This is a genomic window from Geobacillus sp. TFV-3, assembly GCF_009901865.1.
Lineage (GTDB): Bacteria > Bacillota > Bacilli > Bacillales > Anoxybacillaceae > Geobacillus > Geobacillus thermoleovorans_A.
In genome coordinates this window covers 954,689-976,206 of the sequence record NZ_MPSP01000001.1, presented here as the reverse complement: position 1 = coordinate 976,206, position 21,518 = coordinate 954,689, and the positions used below count along the sequence as shown (strand labels likewise).

The window sequence follows — 21,518 nt, the reverse complement described above, 5'->3', positions numbered from 1 at the left end:
ATGACCATATCAACATTACCATTTGATGGGGTGGACAACATGAAAACAAGACAGGATGCTTGGTCACATGAAGAAGATGTCCTGTTGGCTGAAACGGTGCTGCAATATATACGCGAAGGAAAAACGCAACTTGCCGCTTTTGAAGTCGTTGGGAAACAACTGCACCGCACAGCGGCAGCATGCGGATTCCGTTGGAACGCCGAGGTGCGCAAACGGTACCTTGAGGCGATCGAACAGGCAAAAAAGCAGCGGAAAGAACGGAAACGAGCGCTCGAAATGATGAAAAAGCGGCAAAAAGACAATACTGCTTGGAGTCCTTCTGGAGAACGGGATGGCGCCGAAGGATCATCGCCTTTTCTCCCGGCGGCCCCATTGACACTGGAGCAGTGCATTTCCTTTTTGCAAACATTGCGGCGCGGCATCGAGGAGATGGAAGCGATCCGCCAGGACAACGAGCGCCTGAAACGCGAACGAGCGGAATGGCAGGCGCGGAACGAACAGCTTGCTCAAAAACTCGAACGCCTTGAAACGAGGCAGACCACCGTGCAAGAAGATTATGAGGCGCTCGTGAAAATTATGGCCCGCGCCCGCCAGCTCGCTTCGGAAGAAGGCGGCCGCTTCTCTCTTGCCCAGCTGTTTGCCGCCGAAGCGAACGGATCGAACGAATCGCTCGCCCATTCATAAAAAAAGAAGGTGCCCCAACAAAGCATCGGGACACGTCTTCACCGCTGGAACGACGGACAGCGTTCGCTAACAAACCGGTGGGTGAATGCACCGGATGTTCACAGGAATCTCCATCTTCCCATTTTGTTTGAAATGAAGGTGGAGTCGTTCAATCGTCGCCAACGCGCCTTATGGGAATTCCTTCTAATAGACGATTAATCACGTACGAAGCCATAATGAGCCCGGCAACTGATGGAACGAAAGCATTCGAAGACGGCGGCATTTTCGCCTTGCGGATCGGCGAAGCGTCATTGCCGACGACCTGGCGGACATCTTCGCGGATTTTCACCGGCTTCTCGTCGGAAAAGACGACCGGAATGCCGCGGCGGATCCCTTCTTTGCGCAGCTTGGCGCGGATGACTTTCGCGATCGGATCGGTGTGTGTTTTCGAAATATCAGCAATGCGAAACCGGGTCGGATCCATTTTGTTCGCCGCACCCATGCTGGAGATGACCGGGATGCCGCGCTTGAGGCATTGTTTCATCAAATGCACTTTGTACACAATCGTGTCGGACGCATCGATGACAAAATCGAGATCATAGGCGAAAAACTGCTCATACGTCTCTTCCGTATAAAACATTTGCAAAGCGATCACCTCGCACGCCGGGTTGATGTCGGCGATGCGCTCTTTCATGAGCTCCACTTTCGGACGTCCGATAGTCGAGAGCAACGCATGGATTTGCCGGTTGATGTTGGTGATATCGACGTTATCACGATCCACAAGCACCAAGCGGCCAATGCCGGAACGAGCGAGCGCCTCGACGGCGAACGAACCAACGCCGCCGACGCCAAGGACGGCGACGGTGGCGTTTTTTAAGCGTTCCAATCCTTCTGGACCAATCGCGAGTTCATTGCGGGAAAATTGGTGCAGCATCGTTCTCCTCTCCGTTTGCTTCAAAATTGATGTTTATGCCGCTTTTTATCCTACCATCAAGGCAGCAAAAGAGGCAACGGCATTTTGCTGGCAAAACAAAACCCCTACGCGGCCATCCGCATAGGGGAAATGTTGTGGATTCCTTGATGTTGCCAGTCCCAATCGTGCCGTCGATGCCTTCGTTTTGAACCCGCTCTCCCATAGGTGGGTGCCCTGTTCCAAGGTTTGTGCTTCCCCTGTGACGAAGAGGCGTGCACGCCGCTTGGAAACCCCGGGCTCCCGGATCATGAACTGTTCGGTCAAAACGATCGGTGATTCGACGAACACATTAGGACGGTTTGTTGCTTTGATTGTATCATATTTTTGAGCGTTTGTGAACACTTGCCGCCGATCTTTCCAGCAACGCCATTATTCTTTTTCCAGAAGCACAACCGCCAAGTGCAGCTCCTCGAGCTGCTTGGCGCTAACCGGCCCCGGCGCTTCGGTGAGCAAGCAACTCGCGCTCGCCGTTTTCGGAAACGCGATCGTATCGCGCAAGTTCGTGCGCCCAGCGAGCAACATCACCAGCCGTTCAAGGCCAAGCGCAATGCCGCCGTGCGGCGGAGTGCCGTATTCAAACGCCTCAAGCAAGAATCCGAACTGACGGTGCGCTTCTTCTTCGCTGAACCCTAAGGCGCGGAACATCTTTTCTTGCACGTCCCGCTCGAAAATGCGGAGCGAGCCGCTGCCAAGCTCATAGCCATTTAAGACGAGGTCGTACGCCTGCGCTCGGACGGCGCTTGGGTTTGTCTCCAACAGCGGAATGTCGTCGCGCACCGGCATCGTAAACGGATGGTGGGCGGCGTAATAGCGCCCTTCTTCTTCGTCATACTCCAAAAGCGGCCAATCCGTCACCCACAAAAACGCGAGCTTCGCTTCGTCGATCAAGCCGAGCTCCTTGCCAAGCTTCAGCCGCAGCGCGCCGAGCGCCGCGGCGACGATCGCTTTTTCGTCGGCAACAAACAAAAGCAAATCCCCGTCTTCGACAGCAAGCGCTCGACGCAGCGCCGCCTGTTCCTCATCGGTGAAAAACTTGGCGATCGGTCCTTTCAGCTCTTCGCCTTCCGCTTTCAGCCAGGCGAGCCCTTTCGCCCCGTAGCGGCCGGCAAATTCTCCTAAGGCGTCAATATCTTTACGCGAATACCGAGGAGCAGCGCCTTTCGCGTTGATCGCCTTCACTTGGCCTCCTTCTTTGACGGCGCGGGCGAACACTTGAAATGCTGAATCACGGACGATGTCCGATACGTCAACAAGTTCCAAGCCAAAGCGCACATCTGGTTTGTCCGAGCCGTAGCGGCTCATCGCTTCGTCATACGTGATGCGCGGAAACGGGCGCGGGATGTCGATCCCTTTTGCCGCTTTCACAACGGCAGCCATCATCCGTTCGGTTAAATCGATAATATCCTCTTGTTCGATAAACGACATTTCGATGTCGATTTGTGTAAATTCCGGCTGGCGGTCAGCGCGCAAATCCTCGTCGCGGAAGCAACGGGCGATTTGGTAATACCGTTCCACACCGCCGACCATGAGCAGCTGCTTAAAAATTTGCGGCGACTGCGGCAAGGCGTAAAATTCGCCCGGATGGATGCGGCTTGGCACCAAATAGTCGCGCGCCCCTTCCGGCGTGCTTTTCGTCAACATCGGCGTCTCGATTTCCAAAAAGCGTTCGCTATCCAAAAAGTCGCGCACCGCCTTTGTGATTTTGTGGCGAAGCGCCAGTGTTTGAAACATGAATGGACGGCGCAAATCCAAATACCGATATTTTAAGCGCACGTCTTCCGCCGCATCCGTATCATCGGAAATCGAAAACGGCGGCGTTTTTGCCTCGTTGATGATCTCAATTCGTTCCGCCTGAATTTCAATGCGGCCGGTCGCGATGTTCGGATTGACCGTCTCCGGCGCGCGGGCGACCACCGTTCCTTCGACGCTCAGGACGTATTCGCTCCGCACGCGCTCCGCTGCCCCCAGCGCTTCAGCCGACACGTCCGGGCTGGCGACAACTTGGACAATGCCCGTTCGGTCGCGCAAGTCGATGAAAATGAGGCCACCTAAGTCACGGCGCTTTTGCACCCAGCCTTTGAGCACGACACGCTCGCCGACGGCCGTTTCCGGCACTTCCCCGCAATAATATGTGCGTTCCATTCGCTCACTCCTCCTTCCCGATCCGTTCAAGCAAAAAGTGCGCCAGTTCGCCGAGCGGTACATTCGTTTGCTCGCCGCTCGCCATATGCTTTACCGCCGCTTCCTGTCTCTCGAGTTCTTCATCGCCGATGATGGCGACAAACAATGCCCCAAGCCGGTGGGCGGCCTTCAGCTGCGCCTTCAGTTTTCGATCCAAATAATCTTGATCCACCCTCAATCCGGCGCGGCGCAATGCATAGACGAGTCGGACCGCTTCGTCTTTCGCACGCTTGCCGACGGCGACGACATAGCAGTCAAGCCCACTCTCCACCGGCAGTTCCACCCCTTCCGCATCAAGGGCGGCCAACAGCCGCTCGATGCTCAAGGCAAAGCCGATGCCCGGCGTCTCCGGACCGCCGATTTCTTGGACAAGCCCGTTGTAGCGCCCGCCGCCGCACAGCGTCGCTGCCGCGCCGAACCCTTCCGCCTCGCTCATAATTTCAAACGTCGTATGGTTGTAATAATCAAGCCCGCGCACGAGGCGCGCATCGATGACAAACGGGATGCCGAGCGCCGTCAAGTATTGTTTGACTTTTTCAAAGTAAGCGCGCGATTCGTCATTTAAATAGTCTAAAATCGACGGCGCCGTCGCCATCAGCTCGTGATCGCGGTCTTTTTTACAGTCGAGAATACGGAGCGGATTCGTACGAAGCCGCATCTGACAGTCCGAGCACAGCTCGTGGATGCGGCTTGAAAAATGGCGGACAAGCGCCTCGCGGTGCGCCCGGCGGCTGTCAAGATCACCCAAGCTGTTCATGACAAGCCGGACTCGTTTTAACCCGAGCGCCTCGTAAATATGCATCGCCAGCGCCATCACTTCGGCGTCAATCGCCGGGTCGCTGCTGCCGAGCGCCTCGACGCCGAACTGGACGAACTGGCGGAACCGTCCCGCTTCCGGCCGCTCGTAGCGAAACATCGGCCCGCTGTAATACAATTTCAGCGGCTGGTTTGGACTGCCGTACAGCTTATGCTCGACAAACGCTCTGACAACCGGCGCCGTGCCTTCCGGGCGGAGCGTCAGCGCGCGGCCCCCTTTGTCTTCGAACGTGTACATTTCTTTTTGCACGATGTCCGTTGTATCCCCCACGCCGCGCAAGAAAAGCTCTGTATGTTCAAAAATCGGCGTCCGGATTTCCTGATACCCATACCGGCTGCAGAGGCTGCGAGCTATGTGCTCGACATATTGCCATTTTTCCGAGTCACCCGGCAGCACATCTTGTGTCCCTCTTGGAATTTGAAAAGCCATGCTCATCCTCCTTTGCCCAAAATAAAACGCCCTTGTCCCTGTCATCGATAGGGACGAGAGCGTCATTCCCGCGGTGCCACCCTAATTGAAGCCGATCCGGCTTCCGCTTGTCGCCATTAACGCATGGCACACGTTCCTCTTTACTGGCGCAAAGCGCGTTCAAAGGGAAACCTACGGAGTGTCTTTCGTTAAGCCATCATGGAGAAGCGCTCGCAGCCTTGGGCGCTTCCTCTCTGGCCATGTGGGCCTTAACTACTTTTCTCCATCATCGGTTGTTCCGTATGGAAAAATGTAATTTTATATTACGGAGAAAACCGGCCGTTTGTCAAGTTGTCTCACCTCATAAAAAAGAGAGCCGATTCGTTGAACCGCCCCTCCATAGGACCGAAGAGGCGGTTCACCTTCGGCCCTCTTAATGGCGAATCAAATAATCAAACGCGCTTAACGCCGCGGTTGCACCCGAGCCCATCGAAATCATGATTTGCTTATAGGCGCTGTCCGTGCAGTCGCCCGCAGCAAAGACGCCTTCAATGTTCGTCGCGCCGCGTTTATCGACGACGATTTCACCGAAGCGGTTTCGTTCCACCGTCCCTTCAAGCCATTCGGTGTTCGGTACAAGGCCGATTTGCACGAACACTCCTTGCAATTCAATATGGTGTTCTTCTCCTGTTTCCCGGTCGATGTACGTCAAGCCGTTGACTTTGTCCGTGCCGGTGATTTCCGTCGTTTGCGCGTTTTTGATCACCGTTACGTTCGGCAAGCTGTACAAACGGTCTTGCAAAACAGCATCCGCCTTGAGTTCAGGGGCGAACTCAAGCAGCGTCACATGGCTGGCGATGCCAGCGAGGTCAATCGCCGCTTCGACGCCGGAGTTCCCGCCGCCGATAACCGCCACGTGCTTCCCTTCGAACAGCGGGCCGTCGCAGTGCGGGCAATAGGCGACTCCTTTGTTTTTGAACTCTTCCTCGCCCGGCACGCCAAGGTTGCGCCAACGGGCGCCTGTCGCGATTACAACTGTCTTGCTTTTCAACACAGCGCCGTTTTCCAACTCGACTTCAATCAAGTCTTTTTTCTCGAGTCGTTTTGCCCGCTGCGAGCTCATGATGTCGACGTTGTATTGCTTCACATGTTCTTCAATGCTGGCCGCAAGCTTCGGCCCTTCCGTATATTTGACGCTGATAAAGTTTTCAATGCCGAGCGTATCTAAAATTTGTCCGCCGAAGCGCTCCGCGACAATGCCAGTGCGAATGCCTTTGCGCGCTGCGTAAATGGCTGCTGCCGCACCCGCAGGGCCGCCGCCGATCACCAACACGTCGAACGGCTCTTTGTCGGCGAAGGAAGAAGCATCCGGCGCACTCCCTAATTTGGCGAGAATGTCTTCAATCGACATGCGGCCGCTTGCGAACAGCTTGCCGTTTAAAAATACCGTCGGCACAGCCATAATCCCTTTTTGCTCGGCCTCTTCTTTAAACGCCGCCCCGTCGATCATCGTATGCGAAATGTCTGGGTTCAACACGCTCATGATGTTGAGCGCTTGCACGACGTCCGGGCAGTTGTGGCAACTCAAGCTGACGTACGTTTCAAAATGATGTTTGCCCTTGATTTGTTGAATGCGTTCCACCACGTCTTGGCTGACTTTCGGCGGCCGCCCGCTCACTTGAAGCAGCGCCAAAACGAGGGACGTAAATTCATGGCCGAGCGGCACGCCGGCGAATGTGATGCCGGTGTTTTCGCCGACTCGGTTGACGCTGAAGCTTGGCGTTCGTTCCAGCTTCGCTTTTTCGACTTTGATTTTCGGCGACAGCGCCGTCAATTCATCGATTAAAGCAAGCATATCGCGGGAAACGTTGTCGTCTCCCGCGCTTACCGTCAAGACAATATCATTTTCAAGCAATTGCAAATATTGGGCTAGTTGCGCCTTAATATCAGCCTCCAACAGCATCGCCTAAGCCCCCTTAAATTTTGCCGACGAGGTCAAGGCTTGGCTTCAGCGTTTCCGCTCCTTCTTTCCATTTCGCCGGGCAGACTTCACCCGGATGGTTGCGCACGTATTGGGCCGCTTTAATTTTATCAATCAGCGTGCTGGCGTTGCGGCCGATGCCGTCCGCATTGATTTCCACCGCTTGAATGACGCCGTCTGGATCGATGATGAACGTGCCGCGCTGCGCCAATCCTTGTTCTTCATCGAGCACATCAAACATGCGCGACAGTTGATGCGAAGGATCGCCAATCATCACGTATTCGATTTTGCTGATGGCTGGAGACGTATCGTGCCATGCTTTATGAGTAAAGTGAGTGTCGGTCGAAACGGAGTACACTTCCACGCCAAGTTCTTTAAACGTCGCGTAGTGATCTTGCAAATCTTCGAGCTCCGTCGGGCAGACGAATGTAAAGTCCGCTGGATAGAAGCAAACGATGCTCCATTTCCCCATGAAGTCTTGCTCTGTCACTTCGATGAATTCGCCGTTGTGATACGCTTGGGCACGGAATGGTTGTACTTTTTTCCCAACCAAAGACATTGCTTCATCTACCTCCTGCGACTGTTAGTTTATAATAATTTTAAACCAATACTTATTATCATATAGGGGCATATGTTTGTCAATACATATGCAATGGATTTTTTTCCTGTAACTGAACCGGACCGGTGTTGAGCGGATGCGCAGCGCTCGCAGGGATGGGCATTTTTATTCGCAGCTGTTTCGCCTGAACGGGCCCACACCGCCTCGGTCCACGAAACATCCGCACACCGCGTGCGCTCCTTCCAACTCACCATATTTACGGACGGGGCTGCTGTTTTTTCAACATTTGTACGTCTTTCGGCGCCACACCGAATTCGGATGCCAACTCAAACGCTCTGTATTGGGCCTCGAGCCGCACCCATTCGTGAAAGTCGACAGACAGCACATCGTTTGTCCGGTGCGCCTGCTCGCCTCTTTTGGTTTGCCGCATCGCGCTCCTCCCTTCTTATTGCCGCACTTGTTTTCATCTTTCCCATTTTTCGCCGAAAATAAAAAAGAAACCGGGAAACTTCATCTGTTTCCCGATTTCTCGCTGCTGTCGATGATCAAGGTGACTGGCCCATCGTTTGTGAGCGATACGTCCATCATCGCACCGAATACGCCGGTTTCGACATGAACGCCTCTTTCGCGCAAAGCGGCGTTGAACGCTTCATACAGCGGCAAGGCATGATCAGGCTTTGCCGCCGCCATAAAGTTCGGACGCCGCCCTTTCCGGCAGTCGCCATAAAGGGTGAACTGCGACACCGACAGCACCGCTCCGCCGACGTCGAGCAAAGAGCGGTTCATTTTTCCATTTTCATCTTCAAAAACGCGCAAATGAGCAATTTTTTCAGCCAAATAGGCAGCATCGTCTTCTGTATCTTCATGGGTGATGCCAAGAAGGACGACAAAACCCGCACCAATGGCGCCAACGACTTCGCCGCCGACGGTGACCTTTGCCTCTTTCGCCCGCTGAATGACCGCTCTCACTCGTCTTCCTCCTTTCGCTGCCCTTAGTTGTTCATCAAGCGCTGGACGGAATAAATGTCGGGAATTTGCTTGATTCGTTCGACGACTTTTTGCAAGTGGCTTAAATTATGAATGGCGATCGTCATATGGATCGTCGCAATTTTATGTCGGTGGTCTGAGCGTCCCGAGACGGCGGAAATATCGGTGCGCGTTTCATTCACCGCCTGCAGCACCTCATTCAACAGCCCGCGACGGTCAAAGCCAGTGATTTCAATATCGACATTGTACTCACGCTCGCCGTTTGCTCCGCTCTCCCATTCAACGGCAATCAATCGATCGGCCGCTTCTTCGGTCTTGATGTTCGGGCAATCGGCGCGGTGGACGGAAATGCCGCGGCCGCGGGTAATAAAACCGATGATTTCATCCCCCGGCACCGGGTTGCAGCAGCGCGACAGACGGATGAGCAAATTGTCAACCCCTTGGACGCGGATGCCGCAGTCGCGTTTTTTTCCAGCCGGCAGCTTCGCTTCGGAGACTGCCTCCGCCAACTTGCGCTGCTGCTCCTCAAGGTCGCGCTGCTTCCGCCATTTTTCCGTCAGCCGGTGTGCAATTTGGGCGGCCGTAATCCCATGGTAGCCGACAGCAGCATACATATCCTCTTCATTAGAAAAGTTGAATTTTTCCGCGACGCGCTTTACGTTGTCGGCTGTCATCACTTCTTTCGGCTCAAAGCCGAGGCTTCGCACCTCTTTTTCGACCATCTCTTTGCCTTTTTCGATGTTTTCTTCGCGCCGCTGCTTTTTGAAAAACTGGCGGATTTTGTTGCGCGCCTGCGACGTTTTCGCCAGCTTCAGCCAGTCTTGGCTCGGACCGTACGAATGTTTTGACGTTAAAATTTCGACGATGTCGCCCGTTTGCAGCTTGTAGTCAAGCGGCACCATTTTGCCGTTCACTTTCGCCCCGATCGTCTTGTTGCCGATTTCCGAATGGATGCGGTAGGCGAAGTCAATCGGCACCGATCCGGCCGGCAGTTCGATGACATCGCCTTTGGGCGTAAAAACGAACACCATGTCGGAAAACAAGTCCATCTTGAGCGATTCCATGAACTCTTCGGCGTTGCTGGCGTCATTTTGCCACTCCAAAATTTCTCGAAACCAAGACAACTTTTCTTCAAATGAGTTGGGTTTGATCGTCTTTCCTTCTTTGTACGCCCAGTGGGCGGCGATCCCGAACTCGGCGATTTGGTGCATTTCAAACGTGCGGATTTGCACCTCAAGCGGTTCGCCTTTTGGACCGATCACCGTTGTATGGAGCGATTGGTACATGTTCGGCTTCGGCATGGCGATGTAGTCTTTGAAGCGACCCGGCATTGGCTTCCAGCACGTATGAATAATGCCAAGGACAGCATAGCAGTCTTTGATGCTGTTGACGATGATGCGGACAGCGAGCAAATCGTAAATTTCGTTGAACTGTTTGTTTTGCATCACCATTTTTCGGTAAATGCTGTAAATATGTTTCGGGCGTCCAGAAATTTCACACGGAATATGCACTTCGTTGAGCCGCTCGCGCACCTCTTGAATGACTTCCTCCAAATATTGCTCGCGCTCGGCCCGCTTTTTCTTCATTAAATTGACGATGCGGTAATATTGCTGCGGGTTTAAATAGCGGAGCGCCGTATCCTCAAGCTCCCATTTGATTTTCGAAATGCCGAGCCGATGTGCGAGCGGAGCGAAAATTTCGAGCGTCTCATTGGCGATGCGCCGCTGCTTTTCCACCGGCAAATGTTTTAACGTCCGCATATTGTGCAGCCGGTCGGCGAGCTTGATCAAGATGACGCGAATATCTTGCGCCATGGCCAAAAACATTTTTCGATGATTTTCCGCCTGCTGTTCTTCCTGCGATTTATATTTAATTTTCCCAAGCTTCGTCACTCCGTCGACAAGCATCGCCACTTCCGCGCCAAACTCGTGCTCGAGGTCTTCTTTTGTCGCTTCAGTGTCTTCGATGACATCATGCAAAAACCCAGCGGCGATCGTCGTCGCGTCCATCTTCAAGTCCACCAAAATGCCAGCGACTTGAATGGGGTGGATGATGTATGGTTCGCCCGATTTCCGAAATTGATCGCGGTGGGCGTGCTTGGCAAACTCATACGCCTTTTTCAAAAAGGAGACGTCTCGTTCCGACAAATAACAGCTCGCTCGTTCAAACACTTGCTCCGCTGTCAGCACTTGTTCATTGGCCATAGGGTTGAATCACCTTTTTAATCAATTAAAATTGAAGTTGCAAAGCACAGACGTTCATTGCGTTCATACGGTTAATAAGAAAGAGCACTCATGTGTGAGTGCCCCCCTTTTTTCTCTATTGTATCCGAAGATGCGAACAATGTCGACTGTTTAAAACTGCATCAGCGTCAAAATGTCGTAGCCTTCCAACTTTTTGCGGCCGCCAAGCTCGGTGAGCTCAATCAAAAACGCCAATCCGGCCACCACTCCGCCGAGCTGTTCCACCAAATCGATCGTCGCCCGCATGGTGCCGCCTGTCGCCAGCAAGTCGTCGGTGATCAACACGCGCTGCCCTGGCTTAATGGCATCTTTATGCATCGTCAAGACATCTGTTCCATATTCCAGGCCATACTCAACACGGACGACTTCGCGCGGCAGCTTCCCTTCCTTGCGCACCGGCGCAAATCCGACGCCAAGCGCATAAGCGACTGGGCATCCGATGATAAAGCCGCGCGCTTCCGGACCAACGACGATGTCGATTTGTTTTTCGCGCGCATATTGAACAATTTGGTCGGTCGCATATTTGTACGCCGGACCGTTGTCCATCAGTGTTGTAATATCTTTAAACATGATGCCCGGCTTCGGGAAATCGGGCACAATCGTAATGTATTGTTTTAAGTCCATGATACGTTTGCCTCCTCGTGCGTTTGCGAACGTGTCATTTCCGCCAAACAACGTTTCAATTGCTCGTAAGTGGAATAGACTAACTGATGCTCCGCCTCGAGCTCGTCCCGCCGACGGCGGTACGTCGGCGATTCGTGCAAATCGCGCTTCGCTGGCTGATGAACGAGCGAAATGACGCCGTTTTGTTCGCTGATAAAGTCAAGCTCTAAAAATACTTTCGCCATAAAATGAACCGTCTCTTCCGTCCAGCCGCGGGCGCGGGCCAGCTCACCGCCGCGCTTGGCGAGCGGAAACGAACGGTGTCGATGCAAAAAGGCGTAAAACCATTTAAAATGGTCGCGCGTCGGAAACGTGCGGAAAAATTGCGCCTCGGGCTGGGCAAACACCGCGTAAATGCGCGCCGGCCGCCCGTTGCTAAGAAGCGCCGACAGCAAGGCCAGCCGCGGCGGCACGTCAAGCAGCACGACATAGCGGTCGTCAATCGATAAGGCGCACGCCTCTTCTTCAGTCGACACGCAATGAAGCTCCCCGCGAAATGGCGCCACGTCTGGGCGCTGCCCGGTTTCGCGACGAAAGGAGACGACTAGCCGCTTCTCTTTTGGCAGCCGCTCAAGAAGCGGACGGACGTCGCGGCAGCCGCGGACGTCAAACAGCTGACAGTCGCTGACCGCCAGATCACACAACGACAGCTGCGGCTTGGCGAACCCGTTCCATTCGTTCACCGACAGCTCCCCGACTGCCGAAATGCGCGCATCCGGAGCGATTTCTTCGCATAACGGCCCAAGGCCGAAGCCGATGGCGTCGATCGCAGCCCCGTCTTGGGAAAAGACGGCTTTCATATGGGCTCCGTTCGCCCCGACGCGCCGCATGGTTTCAACCGACGCCCCTTCAATGAGAACAAGCGGCCGCGGATTGCCGACGCCAAACGGAGCGAACCGCTCAAGGCTGCGGGCGGCCGACAGCGTCAACTCAGCGATCGAACAGGAAGCATCAATGAACGTCGGCGGCGTAAAATCGTCCTCAGACAACGTTTCGGCGGCGATAGCATTCAGCCGTTGCCGCAATTCTTCGACATCATCAAGCGCCAATGTCATCCCCGCCGCCATCGGGTGGCCGCCAAAGTGCGGCAGCAGGTCGCGGCATTGCGACAGGCTGGCGAATAAGTCAAACCCATGAATGCTGCGGGCTGACCCTTTGGCGATCCCTTTTTCCCGGTCGATTGAAAGTACGACCGCCGGGCGGTAAAACTGCTCGACAAGCTTAGAAGCGACAATGCCGACCACTCCGGCATTCCATCCTTCGCCTGCCACAACCAAGACGCGATGTTCCTCAGGAGGAAATTGGCGGCGCACCATGTCCACCGCTTCTTCAGCGATTTGCGCCACAAGCTGCTGACGTTCGCGGTTTAAGTCGTCCATCTCCGCTGCCAGCTGCACCGCTTCATTCTCATCGTCCGTCATTAGGAGCGCCACCGCCGGATCGGCGCCGCCAAGGCGCCCCACCGCGTTCAAGCGCGGAGCAATGACAAATCCGACCGTCTGTTCGTTGATGGACGCCGCATCAATGCGGCATTGCCGAAAAAGAGCGCACAGCCCGATGCGCTCCGTCGCTCGCAACGCTTCAAGCCCGTGTGCAACAAAGAGGCGGTTTTCCCCAACAAGCGGAACCAAATCAGCGATCGTGCCGATCGCGACCAAATCAAGCAAATGGCGCGGCACCCGCCCAAGCAAAGCATGGGCTACCTTAAACGCAACGCCGACGCCGGCTAAATCGCGAAACGGATATGTACTTCCCGGCTGCTTCGGATGAATGATCGCATGCGCCTCCGGCAACACCGGGCCTGGCTCGTGGTGATCCGTTACGATGACATCCATCCCCCACTCGTTGGCGGCCGCAATTTCCTTGACCGCCGCAATCCCATTGTCGACGGTCACAATGACGGAAACGCCGCGCTCTTTTGCGGCGCGAAACGCCCCCATGTTCGGCCCGTATCCTTCCGTAAATCGGTTCGGAATGTAGAACTCGACCGACGCCCCCGCCTCCTTGAGAGCACTCACCATCACTGACGTGCTGCAAACGCCATCGGCATCGTAATCGCCGTATACCAACACGCGTTCACCTGCGTCGATCGCCCGCTTTAAACGCTGAATCGCTCGCTCCATCCCGTCAAGCAAAAACGGATCATGAAACGGTTGCTCAAGCGGATTGAGAAACGCCGCCGCCTCCGAGGCCGTCCGCACCCCGCGGCGGACGAGAAGCCTCGCCAATAAGGGCGTGACACCGGCTTCCTCAGCCAGCCGCCTCACCGCCTGCTCATCGAGGCGCTCCACCTCCCAACGCGTTTTCGCTTTCAACATGTCTCCCACCTCAACTCTCCTTATTATACAAAAAGGAGAAAAGGGCAGGCAACGACATTACGGTTTTTTTTCCGGGTTGTACGGGTTGATGTGAACCATGACATTGCGGACGCGCGGCAGCGTCAGCAGTTTTTCTTTCACTTTTTTTCCGATTCGGTGCCCCTCTTCGACCGTCAATCGCGGATCAACGGCGATTTTCAAATCGACGATGACGTAATGGCCGTGCTCGCGCGCATGCAGCTCATTGATTTGCCGCACATCGGGAACGGACAAGACCGCCTCGCGCAAATAGCCGGCCTCTTCTTCGTGAAGCACATGGTCGATCGCCGTATGGACCGATTGCCGGCCAAGGTCCCATGCCATTTTCAGAACAAGCAGCGAGACGAACAATCCGGCGAGCGGGTCGGCGTATACAAGCCAGCCAATCTCCCATTTTCCACCGACAATGGCGGCGCCGACGCCGATGAGCGCAGCAAACGACGAAAACACATCCGATCGGTGCTCATAAGCGTTGATGATCAGCGCATCGCTGTTTAGCTTTTTCCCGAGCTGGTATTTATAGCGAAACATCGCTTCTTTGACAGCAATCGACAACAACAACACGTAAATGGCGGCCGCCTCCGGCGGCGATAGTGGGGCGAAAAATGACAGAAACGATGAGCGCCCGATCTCAAGCCCAACAAGAAAGAGGAGAACCGCCACCATAATGGCGGCAATCGACTCCGCTTTTCCGTGCCCGTACGGATGATCCTCGTCCGGCGGACGCGCGGCGGCCCGCAGTCCAACCCAAACGGCGAACGAGCCGGCAACATCGGACGCCGAATGGGCGGCATCAGCGATCAACGCTTGGCTTTGGCTCCACACGCCGACCGCCGCCTTGACAGCAGCAAGCGCCATATTTCCAGCGATCCCGACAATCGCTGCCGTTTTCGCCTGCTTGAACCGCTGTTCGTGTTCCATGGCCATCTCCCCACCTTTGCATTCAGCAGCCTCACGCGCTGCCTATGTTGCGTCTGACGGTTAGTGTATCCATTTTCCGTTCCGAGCATTGCACCGAACAAAAAGGCGCCGGAAAAGCACCTTCACACTTTTCCGGCGCGCTGTTACACCTGCGGTTCGGCCTCGGCCGCCGCTTTTTTGGCTCCTTTCCCTTTTTTGAGCTCCTGTCCTTTCCAAACGACCCAAAGCTGAGAAGCGATGCAAAGCGACGAATAGACGCCGCACACAAGTCCAACAAGCAAAGCGAGGTTGAAATTGCGGATCGCTTCGCTGCCAAAGATGAGCAACGCGATGACCGTAAACAAGACGGTCAATACGGTGTTGACCGAGCGCGTAAATGTTTGCTGCAACGCCCGGTTGACGATATGCTTCAAGTCGTCGACCGTTTTCACTTTCCGCTTTTTCATCAAATCCCGGATGCGGTCAAACGTGACGATCGTATCGTTGATCGAGTACCCGATGATCGTCAGCACCGCGGCGATGAATGTCAAATCGACTTCAAGACGCGTCAAGCTGAACACAGTGACAATGAAAAAGGCGTCATGCAACAGGGCGACGATCGCCGCCAACGCCATCCGCCACTCAAAGCGGATCGTCACGTAAAGAATGATGCCGATCGAGGAAATCAGCACCGCAATGAGCGCATTGCGGGCGAGCTGCTTGCCGACGACTGGCGAGACGGTGCTGATGTTTGGTTCGTTGCCATACGCTTGCTTCAATTCATTTTTCAGCTTGGCAATTTCTTGCTTATCGAGCACGCCAATCAAGCGAACGACGCCTGTTTTCCCGTCCGTGCCGGACAGGACGACATCTTCCGGCTTGTAGCCGAGCCGCTCGAAATAACCGCTCAGTTCTTTGGCGTCAATCGGCTGGTTGCTCGTCACCTCAACGCGCGTGCCACTCGTGAAATCGATGCCAAGATTCAACCCCATCGCAAACAACGAGATGACGCCGGCGATCGTCAATGCGCCAGAGAAAATGAAAAACGTTTTGCTATGTTTGACAAAATCCCAGCGGTCAAATTTTGTCGGCACTTCCGTTTCCTCGGTCGTTTCGGCAATGTTTAAGATTTCCGACTTCTTGACGCCAAACCACTCTGGCTTTTGATCGAACCACCGGCTTGACACAAGCAGTCCGAGCAACAGCCGTGTGCCGTAAACGGCGGTGAGAAAGCTGACGATGATGCTGATGATGAGCGTCGTCGCAAACCCTTTCACCGAGCTTGTCCCATAAATAAAGAGGACAGCGCCGGCGATGATCGTCGTAAGGTTGGCGTCAAAAATCGTTGCAAACGACCCGCGGTTGCCGGCGCGGAACGCCGACAGCATCGACTTGCCGAGCTTCAGCTCCTCTTTGATCCGTTCGTACGTAATAATGTTGGCATCGACCGCCATCCCAACCCCTAAAATAAGGGCGGCAATGCCCGGGAGCGTCATCACGACGTTCATCCAATCAAACAAAAGCAAAATCAAATAAATGTATACCGATAGCGTAATGACGGCGATGATCCCAGGAAGCCGGTAAAACCAAATCATGAACAAGAAGATCGCCGCCACGCCGATGATGCCGGCCAACACCGTTTTTTGCAGGGCGTTTTTCCCAAACTGAGCGCCGACGGACGTGGAGTAAATTTCATGCAGCTCGACCGGCAGCGCGCCGGCATTGAGCAAATCAGCCAGCTGTTGCGCTTCTTTGACCGTAAAATTGCCGACGATCGACACATCCGTCTGATTGAACACTTGATTGACCGAAGCGGCGGAAATAAATTTCGGATCGGCTTTGCCCGCTTCTTTCCGGTACGAGTCCACTCCTTCTTTAAAATCAAGCCAAATGACTAAAATGTTGTTTGGCGGCCCCATTTTATATACTTTTTCCGTCACTTGGCGGAACTTGTCGGCGTCTTTCAATTTCAGAGCGACGCTTGGCCGGCCGTTTTCATCAAACGACAGCTTCGCTCCGCCTTGAACGAGGTCGCTCCCGTCCATGAGCACGTTGTCATTGACGTCGCGGAACGTCAATTTCGCCTGTGTGGACAAAATTTCGCGCGCCTCATTTTGGTCTTTCACCCCGGCGAGCTGAACGCGGATGCGGTTTCCTCCCTCGATGTCCACGCGCGGCTCGCTGACGCCAAGGACGTTGATCCGTTTGTTCAGCGCGCTGACGGTGCTTTGCAACGTCTCTTGATCAATCTGATCGCCTTTTTTGGCCGGCTTCACTTCATACAGCACTTCAAAACCGCCTTGCAAGTCAAGGCCCAGTTTGATGTTATGTACAATTCCTCGAATCGTCGGCCCCATCACTCCAGCGAACAAAAGCAGGAGCAGAAAAAAGGCGACGATGCGGCTTCGTTTTACCATTCTCCTTAAGATCCTCCTTCAACTTGCTTCGGCGCCGTCCGCCGCAGCACCAAGCAAAACATTGGCCTCGCCTTCCATTATGAAACAGCAGCCGGCAAGTGTCAATTTTCCACTATAATAATTCCTTTAAAACCTTGTCCAACTCATCATCGCCGGCCACTTGTTGTTTATACGAACGCATCGTCAAAAATGTCATATACTCGCCCGGCGAAAGAGAGAAAATGTCGCTGACCAACTCATGCAGCCTTTTTTCCGCCGGCTGATGGTTCCACTTGCGGGAACATAAACATTCCCACAGCCCTTCCATCGTCACTTGCGTATAGCCGAGAAGACGAAACTCATCGCACTTCGACTCGAGCGCCGGCATGAGCTGTTCGCGCAGCTTCCGGCTTTCCTCCATCCCCCATCCCCCCTCGTATCCATTGCCGCCTGCCAATCTTGTCATGCTTGGCCATGGCCCTTGCATATATTGTATAAAAGATGGAGGCATTTGAGAAGGCAGGGGGAGAAAATGTCTAAATTTTTACAAGGTACGGTCATTTTAATCGCCGCTGGCTTTATTACGAAAATTCTCGGTTTCATCAACCGAATCGTCGTCGCCCGCATGATCGGCGATGAAGGAGTCGGGCTGTACATGATGGCCGTACCGACGCTCGTTTTGGCGATTACAGCGACGCAGATCGGGCTGCCAGTCGCCATTTCCAAACTCGTCGCCGAAGCAGAGGCGGCCGGCGACCGGCAACAGATCAAAAAAATCCTCGTCGTGTCGCTCACCACCACTGGCACCTTAAGCATCGTGCTTCTGCCGGCGTTGATTGCGGCTGCGCCATGGCTCTCCCGGACGATGTTCACCGACCCGCGCACGTACTATCCGCTTCTTGCCATCGCTCCAATTGTGCCGATCGTCGCCATCTCTTCGGTGCTGCGCGGCTACTTTCAAGGACGCCAGCAAATGAAACCGTACGCCTACTCGCTCTTGATGGAACAAATCGTCCGCATCAGCTTGATCGCCTTATGCACACAGCCGCTTTTGCCGTACGGCGTCGAGTATGCTGCCGCCGGTGCCATGGCGTCTTCCGTTCTCGGCGAGCTGGCAGCATTATTGTATTTGCTGTTTTTATTTAAGGTTAAAAAATCGATTCGTCTGCGGACAAAGTTTTTCCACTACGTCCAAGCCGGCAAAGAGACGTTCGTTCGCCTCATGCGCATCGCCCTGCCGACAACCGGCGGCCGTTTGATCGGCTCGCTTTCTTGGTTTTTTGAACCAATCGTCGTCACCAACAGCTTGGCATTGGCCGGCATCGCCGCCTCCACTGCCACGAGGCAATACGGACAGCTTGTCGGCTACGCGCTGCCATTGCTGACGTTGCCGTCGTTTATTACATACGCGCTTTCGACCGCCCTAGTGCCAGCCATCAGCGAAGCAATGGCGCAACGCAAGCTGCTTTTGGTCGAATACCGGATCGCCCAGGCGATGCGCTTGTCGCTTGTCACCGGCGGCCTTTCCACCATCATTCTTTACTTGTTCGCCGAGCCGCTCATGCGCTGGATGTACGGAACAGGTGAAGCCGCGGTCTTTATTCAAGTAATGGCACCGTTTTTCTTATTGTATTATTTCCAAGGCCCACTGCAGGCGATCTTGCAAGGACTGGACTTGGCGAACGCCGCCATGACGAACAGCTTGATCGGAGCGGTGGTGAAGCTCGTGTGCATCTTCGTCCTTGCTTCCCGTCCAAGTTTAGGCATGATGGGTGCGGCGCTGGCAACTGCAGTCAGCACCGTTCTTGTCACGTTGCTTCATTTTGCCACGGTCGTCAAGGCGGTGTCTTTTTCCATCGATGCGCGCGAGTACATCAAAGCGCTTGGCGCCATCATCGCCGCGGGCGCAATTGGCTATGCGCTCTCCCGCCATCCGCTTTTGGCCGTGCCCGCACCGCTTTGGACGCTGCTTGCCATGGCCGCGACAGCCGCTCTATATGCCGCCTGCCTCGTTCTGTTCCGGCTCATCCGGCGCGAAGAGCTCGTCTACCTTCCAGGGCTGCACTGGCTGGCCGGCAAAAACAAGCGTAAATAAACGTCTAAACCTGTCCGGCGGTGAATATATTGTGGTAAAAAGCGTTTGGGCCAAGGAGGGATCGCGGTGTCACGGCTTGGCAGTGCACTGGTATATGGAATCGCCACCATTTTTGTGTTGGCGGCGCTCGTCAGCTTCATTTTTTCGTTGTTGCTCAAATGGACGGACATTCACGAATCGTCGCTCACCTGGATCGTGTTTGCCGCCTCGGTTGTCTCGCTGTTTATCGGCGGCGTTGTCGCTGGGGGAAAAAGCCAAGAAAAAGGATGGCTCGCCGGCGGGCTGACCGGCCTCTTATTTACGGCGATCATCTTTTTGTTTCAATTTCTTGGCATGGAAAAATCGTTTACCGTCGAACAATGGCTGTACCACCTGGCCTTTTTCGCCGCCGCTTCCTTAGGCGGCATCGTCGGGGTCAATTTGTCATCGTCGCGCCATGAACGGACGTAAAAACGACAAACCGGTGCAAAAGCAAAAGGTGTCCTCAGAGCAAACGGGACACCTTTTGCGATGGAGAGCGCGATGGCAAGAAACGATATAGATGCAATTTGAAGCTTTAACATTTGTCGCTTTTACCGAGCATTTGCTCGACTGTCGGGCGGCTGAACAACGCGCTTCCAGCCCCATGCAGGGTTCTTGGAAGCGCATGGTTGTTCGGTCTTCCGTCACGCCTTGGCGTGACGGAGGCAAGCCACGGGCTTGCCTTCGACAGTCGAAAAATGGAGAAGCGACTTTTCATGGTAAACTTTTTCGTTGCATCTATAGAGATTGCGTCTCGCTCGCGCTTTTCGTACCGCCGTTCAAATCGGCGCTCAAGCTTAGACGCCGATGGCCGCGCTTTCGCTATACCTTGCTTTCCGCCACCACTTCTCTCACCGCGGAGCGGTCGAACGTCAGCCGCGTGCCGTCGCCGGCGCGGACGATGATTTTGTCCTCATCGACCGAGTCGATGATGCCATGCAATCCACCAATCGTGATGATTTTATCGCCTTTTTTCAAATTCGCCTGCATTTGCTGGATGGCACGCTGCCGTTTTTGCTGCGGACGAATGAGCAAAAAGTAGAAAATAATGAAAAACAGCACGATCGGTAGCAAGTTGGCGATCGTTGCGTTCATGCAATCCCCCTCCTTTCCGGTCGTCAAAAGTTTTTCGCGTTCGGCTTGTTGAAGCCGTAGCGTTCGAAAAATTCCTCGCGGAAATCGGCGAGTCGATCCTCGCGGATCGCTTGTCTCACCTGCTCCATCAATTTTATCAAAAAATAGACGTTATGGTAAGACGTGAGGCGAATGCCAAATGTTTCATCGCATTTGATGAGATGGCGGATGTACGCGCGCGTATAGTTCCGACACGTGTAGCAGTCGCAATTCGGGTCAAGCGGCGAAAAATCGCGGGCGTACTGGGCGTTTTTAATGACGACCCGCCCTTCGCTCGTCATCACCGTCCCGTTGCGGCCGATGCGCGTCGGCAAGACGCAGTCAAACATGTCGATGCCGCGGATCGCCCCGTCAATGAGCGAATCCGGCGAACCGACGCCCATTAAATAGCGGGGCTTGTCCGCCGGAAGAAGCGGCGTCGTAAACTCAAGCACCCGGTTCATGACGTCTTTCGGCTCGCCGACCGACAGCCCGCCGACCGCATAGCCCGGGAAATCGAGCGACACTAAATCGCGGGCGCTCTGCCGGCGCAACTCCTCATACTCGCCACCTTGAACGATGCCAAACAGCCCTTGCTCATTCGGGCGGCGGTGCGCCTTCAAGCAGCGCTCCGCCCAGCGGCTCGTCCGCTCGATGGACTGTTTCATGTATTCATACGTTGCCGGATACGGCGGGCACTCATCAAACGCCATGATGATGTCGGCGCCAAGCGCATTTTGAATTTCGACTGCTTTTTCCGGCGATAAAAACAGCTTATCGCCGTTTAAATGGTTGCGGAAATAGACGCCTTCTTCCTCGATGCGGCGGAATTCGCTTAAGCTAAACACTTGAAAGCCGCCGGAGTCGGTCAAAATGCCGCGATCCCAATTCATAAACACATGCAACCCACCCGCTTCCGCGACAATGTCATGCCCCGGGCGCAGCCAAAGATGATAGGTGTTGCTTAAAATGACGCCGGCCCCCATTGTCTTCAGCTCTTCCGGCGACAGCGTCTTGACCGTGGCGAGCGTCCCAACCGGCATAAACATCGGCGTTTCAAACGAGCCGTGCGGCGTATGAAGGATGCCGAGGCGCGCGCCCGTCTGCCGGCACGTTTTGATCAGTTCAAAGCGAATCGGTGTCGTCAACGTGCTCGTCTCC

The 21,518-nt window shown here is 54.6% G+C and carries 18 protein-coding genes, 1 other RNA gene and 1 other annotated feature; of the genes, 3 read left to right on the top strand and 16 right to left on the bottom strand.

Translation table 11 applies throughout. The features are described from left to right. Positions 1-39 precede the first annotated feature (39 nt). Positions 40-684 carry an RsfA family transcriptional regulator gene (locus BJQ97_RS04855; protein ID WP_160155724.1) on the top strand — a complete coding sequence of 215 codons (645 nt, stop codon included), beginning with the start codon at positions 40-42 and terminating at the stop codon, positions 682-684. Between the two features lie 148 nt (positions 685-832). Here the strand turns inward: BJQ97_RS04855 and BJQ97_RS04850 are convergent, their stop codons facing one another. The 14 genes from BJQ97_RS04850 to BJQ97_RS04790 form a co-directional block, all read right to left on the bottom strand. Then, positions 833-1,597 carry a tRNA threonylcarbamoyladenosine dehydratase gene (locus BJQ97_RS04850; RefSeq protein ID WP_160155723.1) on the bottom strand — a complete coding sequence of 255 codons (765 nt, stop codon included), beginning with the start codon at positions 1,595-1,597 and terminating at the stop codon, positions 833-835. A gap of 151 nt (positions 1,598-1,748) precedes the next feature. Continuing rightward, positions 1,749-1,935, bottom strand: a non-coding RNA gene (ssrS, locus tag BJQ97_RS04845) — 6S RNA. 70 nt (positions 1,936-2,005) lie between these two features. Then, positions 2,006-3,778, bottom strand: a complete 1,773-nt coding sequence (gene aspS, locus BJQ97_RS04840; protein ID WP_160155722.1) for an aspartate--tRNA ligase — start codon at positions 3,776-3,778, stop codon at positions 2,006-2,008. A 4-nt stretch (positions 3,779-3,782) separates the two neighbouring features. After that, on the bottom strand, positions 3,783-5,063 hold the full coding sequence (hisS, locus tag BJQ97_RS04835; RefSeq protein WP_160155721.1) for a histidine--tRNA ligase: 1,281 nt from the start codon (positions 5,061-5,063) through the stop codon (positions 3,783-3,785). Between the two features lie 46 nt (positions 5,064-5,109). Next, positions 5,110-5,341, bottom strand: a binding site (T-box leader). Positions 5,342-5,475: 134 nt separating this feature from the next. After that, a complete protein-coding gene (ahpF, locus tag BJQ97_RS04830) occupies positions 5,476-7,005 on the bottom strand; it encodes an alkyl hydroperoxide reductase subunit F (RefSeq protein WP_160155720.1) in 1,530 nt (509 codons plus the stop codon). 13 nt (positions 7,006-7,018) lie between these two features. After that, complete coding sequence (gene ahpC / locus BJQ97_RS04825) at positions 7,019-7,582, bottom strand: alkyl hydroperoxide reductase subunit C (protein WP_011232052.1); 564 nt, start codon at positions 7,580-7,582, stop codon at positions 7,019-7,021. A gap of 256 nt (positions 7,583-7,838) precedes the next feature. Continuing rightward, the gene (locus BJQ97_RS17310) at positions 7,839-8,012 is read right to left on the bottom strand and encodes a hypothetical protein (RefSeq protein ID WP_020756192.1); all 174 of its coding nucleotides are present in this window, start codon (positions 8,010-8,012) and stop codon (positions 7,839-7,841) included. Positions 8,013-8,092: 80 nt separating this feature from the next. Then, positions 8,093-8,551, bottom strand: coding sequence for a D-aminoacyl-tRNA deacylase (dtd, locus tag BJQ97_RS04820; protein ID WP_160155719.1), 459 nt, complete (start codon positions 8,549-8,551; stop codon positions 8,093-8,095). Between the two features lie 23 nt (positions 8,552-8,574). Then, positions 8,575-10,773, bottom strand: a complete 2,199-nt coding sequence (locus BJQ97_RS04815; RefSeq protein ID WP_160155718.1) for a RelA/SpoT family protein — start codon at positions 10,771-10,773, stop codon at positions 8,575-8,577. Between the two features lie 150 nt (positions 10,774-10,923). Next, entirely contained in the window at positions 10,924-11,436 is a 513-nt protein-coding gene (locus BJQ97_RS04810; protein WP_013144641.1) for an adenine phosphoribosyltransferase, read from the bottom strand. Further along, positions 11,427-13,793 carry a single-stranded-DNA-specific exonuclease RecJ gene (gene recJ, locus BJQ97_RS04805; RefSeq protein ID WP_160157538.1) on the bottom strand — a complete coding sequence of 789 codons (2,367 nt, stop codon included), beginning with the start codon at positions 13,791-13,793 and terminating at the stop codon, positions 11,427-11,429. Before recJ ends, BJQ97_RS04810 begins: the two co-directional genes overlap by 10 nt. Before the next feature lie 57 nt (positions 13,794-13,850). Next, positions 13,851-14,759, bottom strand: a complete 909-nt coding sequence (locus BJQ97_RS04800) for a cation diffusion facilitator family transporter (protein WP_160155717.1) — start codon at positions 14,757-14,759, stop codon at positions 13,851-13,853. A 137-nt stretch (positions 14,760-14,896) separates the two neighbouring features. Further along, positions 14,897-17,149 carry a protein translocase subunit SecDF gene (gene secDF, locus BJQ97_RS04795; protein ID WP_160155716.1) on the bottom strand — a complete coding sequence of 751 codons (2,253 nt, stop codon included), beginning with the start codon at positions 17,147-17,149 and terminating at the stop codon, positions 14,897-14,899. Positions 17,150-17,261: 112 nt separating this feature from the next. Continuing rightward, entirely contained in the window at positions 17,262-17,549 is a 288-nt protein-coding gene (locus tag BJQ97_RS04790) for a post-transcriptional regulator (RefSeq protein ID WP_160155715.1), read from the bottom strand. A gap of 111 nt (positions 17,550-17,660) precedes the next feature. On the opposite strand from BJQ97_RS04790, the gene spoVB reads away from it, so the two are divergent. Continuing rightward, positions 17,661-19,223: a stage V sporulation protein B gene (gene spoVB, locus BJQ97_RS04785; RefSeq protein ID WP_160155714.1), complete on the top strand. Its 1,563-nt coding sequence runs from the start codon at positions 17,661-17,663 to the stop codon at positions 19,221-19,223. A 66-nt stretch (positions 19,224-19,289) separates the two neighbouring features. Then, positions 19,290-19,673: a TIGR04086 family membrane protein gene (locus tag BJQ97_RS04780; protein ID WP_160155713.1), complete on the top strand. Its 384-nt coding sequence runs from the start codon at positions 19,290-19,292 to the stop codon at positions 19,671-19,673. Between the two features lie 393 nt (positions 19,674-20,066). Here BJQ97_RS04780 and yajC read toward each other — a convergent pair whose 3' ends face one another. Together yajC and tgt are read right to left on the bottom strand one after the other, a co-directional pair. Then, complete coding sequence (gene yajC / locus BJQ97_RS04775; RefSeq protein ID WP_044730722.1) at positions 20,067-20,339, bottom strand: preprotein translocase subunit YajC; 273 nt, start codon at positions 20,337-20,339, stop codon at positions 20,067-20,069. Positions 20,340-20,362: 23 nt separating this feature from the next. Beyond that, on the bottom strand, positions 20,363-21,505 hold the full coding sequence (gene tgt / locus BJQ97_RS04770; RefSeq protein WP_160155712.1) for a tRNA guanosine(34) transglycosylase Tgt: 1,143 nt from the start codon (positions 21,503-21,505) through the stop codon (positions 20,363-20,365). Between the last annotated feature and the right edge of the window lie 13 nt (positions 21,506-21,518).

What these genes read in the sequence shown, in the direction of transcription:
- BJQ97_RS04855 (WP_160155724.1), top strand. Translation starts at nt 40, where the DNA reads ATGAAAACAAGACAGGATGCTTGGTCACATGAAGAAGATGTCCTGTTG.
- BJQ97_RS04850 (WP_160155723.1), bottom strand. Translation starts at nt 1,597, where the DNA reads ATGCTGCACCAATTTTCCCGCAATGAACTCGCGATTGGTCCAGAAGGA.
- aspS (WP_160155722.1), bottom strand. Translation starts at nt 3,778, where the DNA reads ATGGAACGCACATATTATTGCGGGGAAGTGCCGGAAACGGCCGTCGGC.
- hisS (WP_160155721.1), bottom strand. Translation starts at nt 5,063, where the DNA reads ATGGCTTTTCAAATTCCAAGAGGGACACAAGATGTGCTGCCGGGTGAC.
- ahpF (WP_160155720.1), bottom strand. Translation starts at nt 7,005, where the DNA reads ATGCTGTTGGAGGCTGATATTAAGGCGCAACTAGCCCAATATTTGCAA.
- ahpC (WP_011232052.1), bottom strand. Translation starts at nt 7,582, where the DNA reads ATGTCTTTGGTTGGGAAAAAAGTACAACCATTCCGTGCCCAAGCGTAT.
- BJQ97_RS17310 (WP_020756192.1), bottom strand. Translation starts at nt 8,012, where the DNA reads ATGCGGCAAACCAAAAGAGGCGAGCAGGCGCACCGGACAAACGATGTG.
- BJQ97_RS04815 (WP_160155718.1), bottom strand. Translation starts at nt 10,773, where the DNA reads ATGGCCAATGAACAAGTGCTGACAGCGGAGCAAGTGTTTGAACGAGCG.
- BJQ97_RS04810 (WP_013144641.1), bottom strand. Translation starts at nt 11,436, where the DNA reads ATGGACTTAAAACAATACATTACGATTGTGCCCGATTTCCCGAAGCCG.
- recJ (WP_160157538.1), bottom strand. Translation starts at nt 13,793, where the DNA reads ATGTTGAAAGCGAAAACGCGTTGGGAGGTGGAGCGCCTCGATGAGCAG.
- BJQ97_RS04800 (WP_160155717.1), bottom strand. Translation starts at nt 14,759, where the DNA reads ATGGCCATGGAACACGAACAGCGGTTCAAGCAGGCGAAAACGGCAGCG.
- secDF (WP_160155716.1), bottom strand. Translation starts at nt 17,149, where the DNA reads ATGGTAAAACGAAGCCGCATCGTCGCCTTTTTTCTGCTCCTGCTTTTG.
- BJQ97_RS04790 (WP_160155715.1), bottom strand. Translation starts at nt 17,549, where the DNA reads ATGGAGGAAAGCCGGAAGCTGCGCGAACAGCTCATGCCGGCGCTCGAG.
- spoVB (WP_160155714.1), top strand. Translation starts at nt 17,661, where the DNA reads ATGTCTAAATTTTTACAAGGTACGGTCATTTTAATCGCCGCTGGCTTT.
- yajC (WP_044730722.1), bottom strand. Translation starts at nt 20,339, where the DNA reads ATGAACGCAACGATCGCCAACTTGCTACCGATCGTGCTGTTTTTCATT.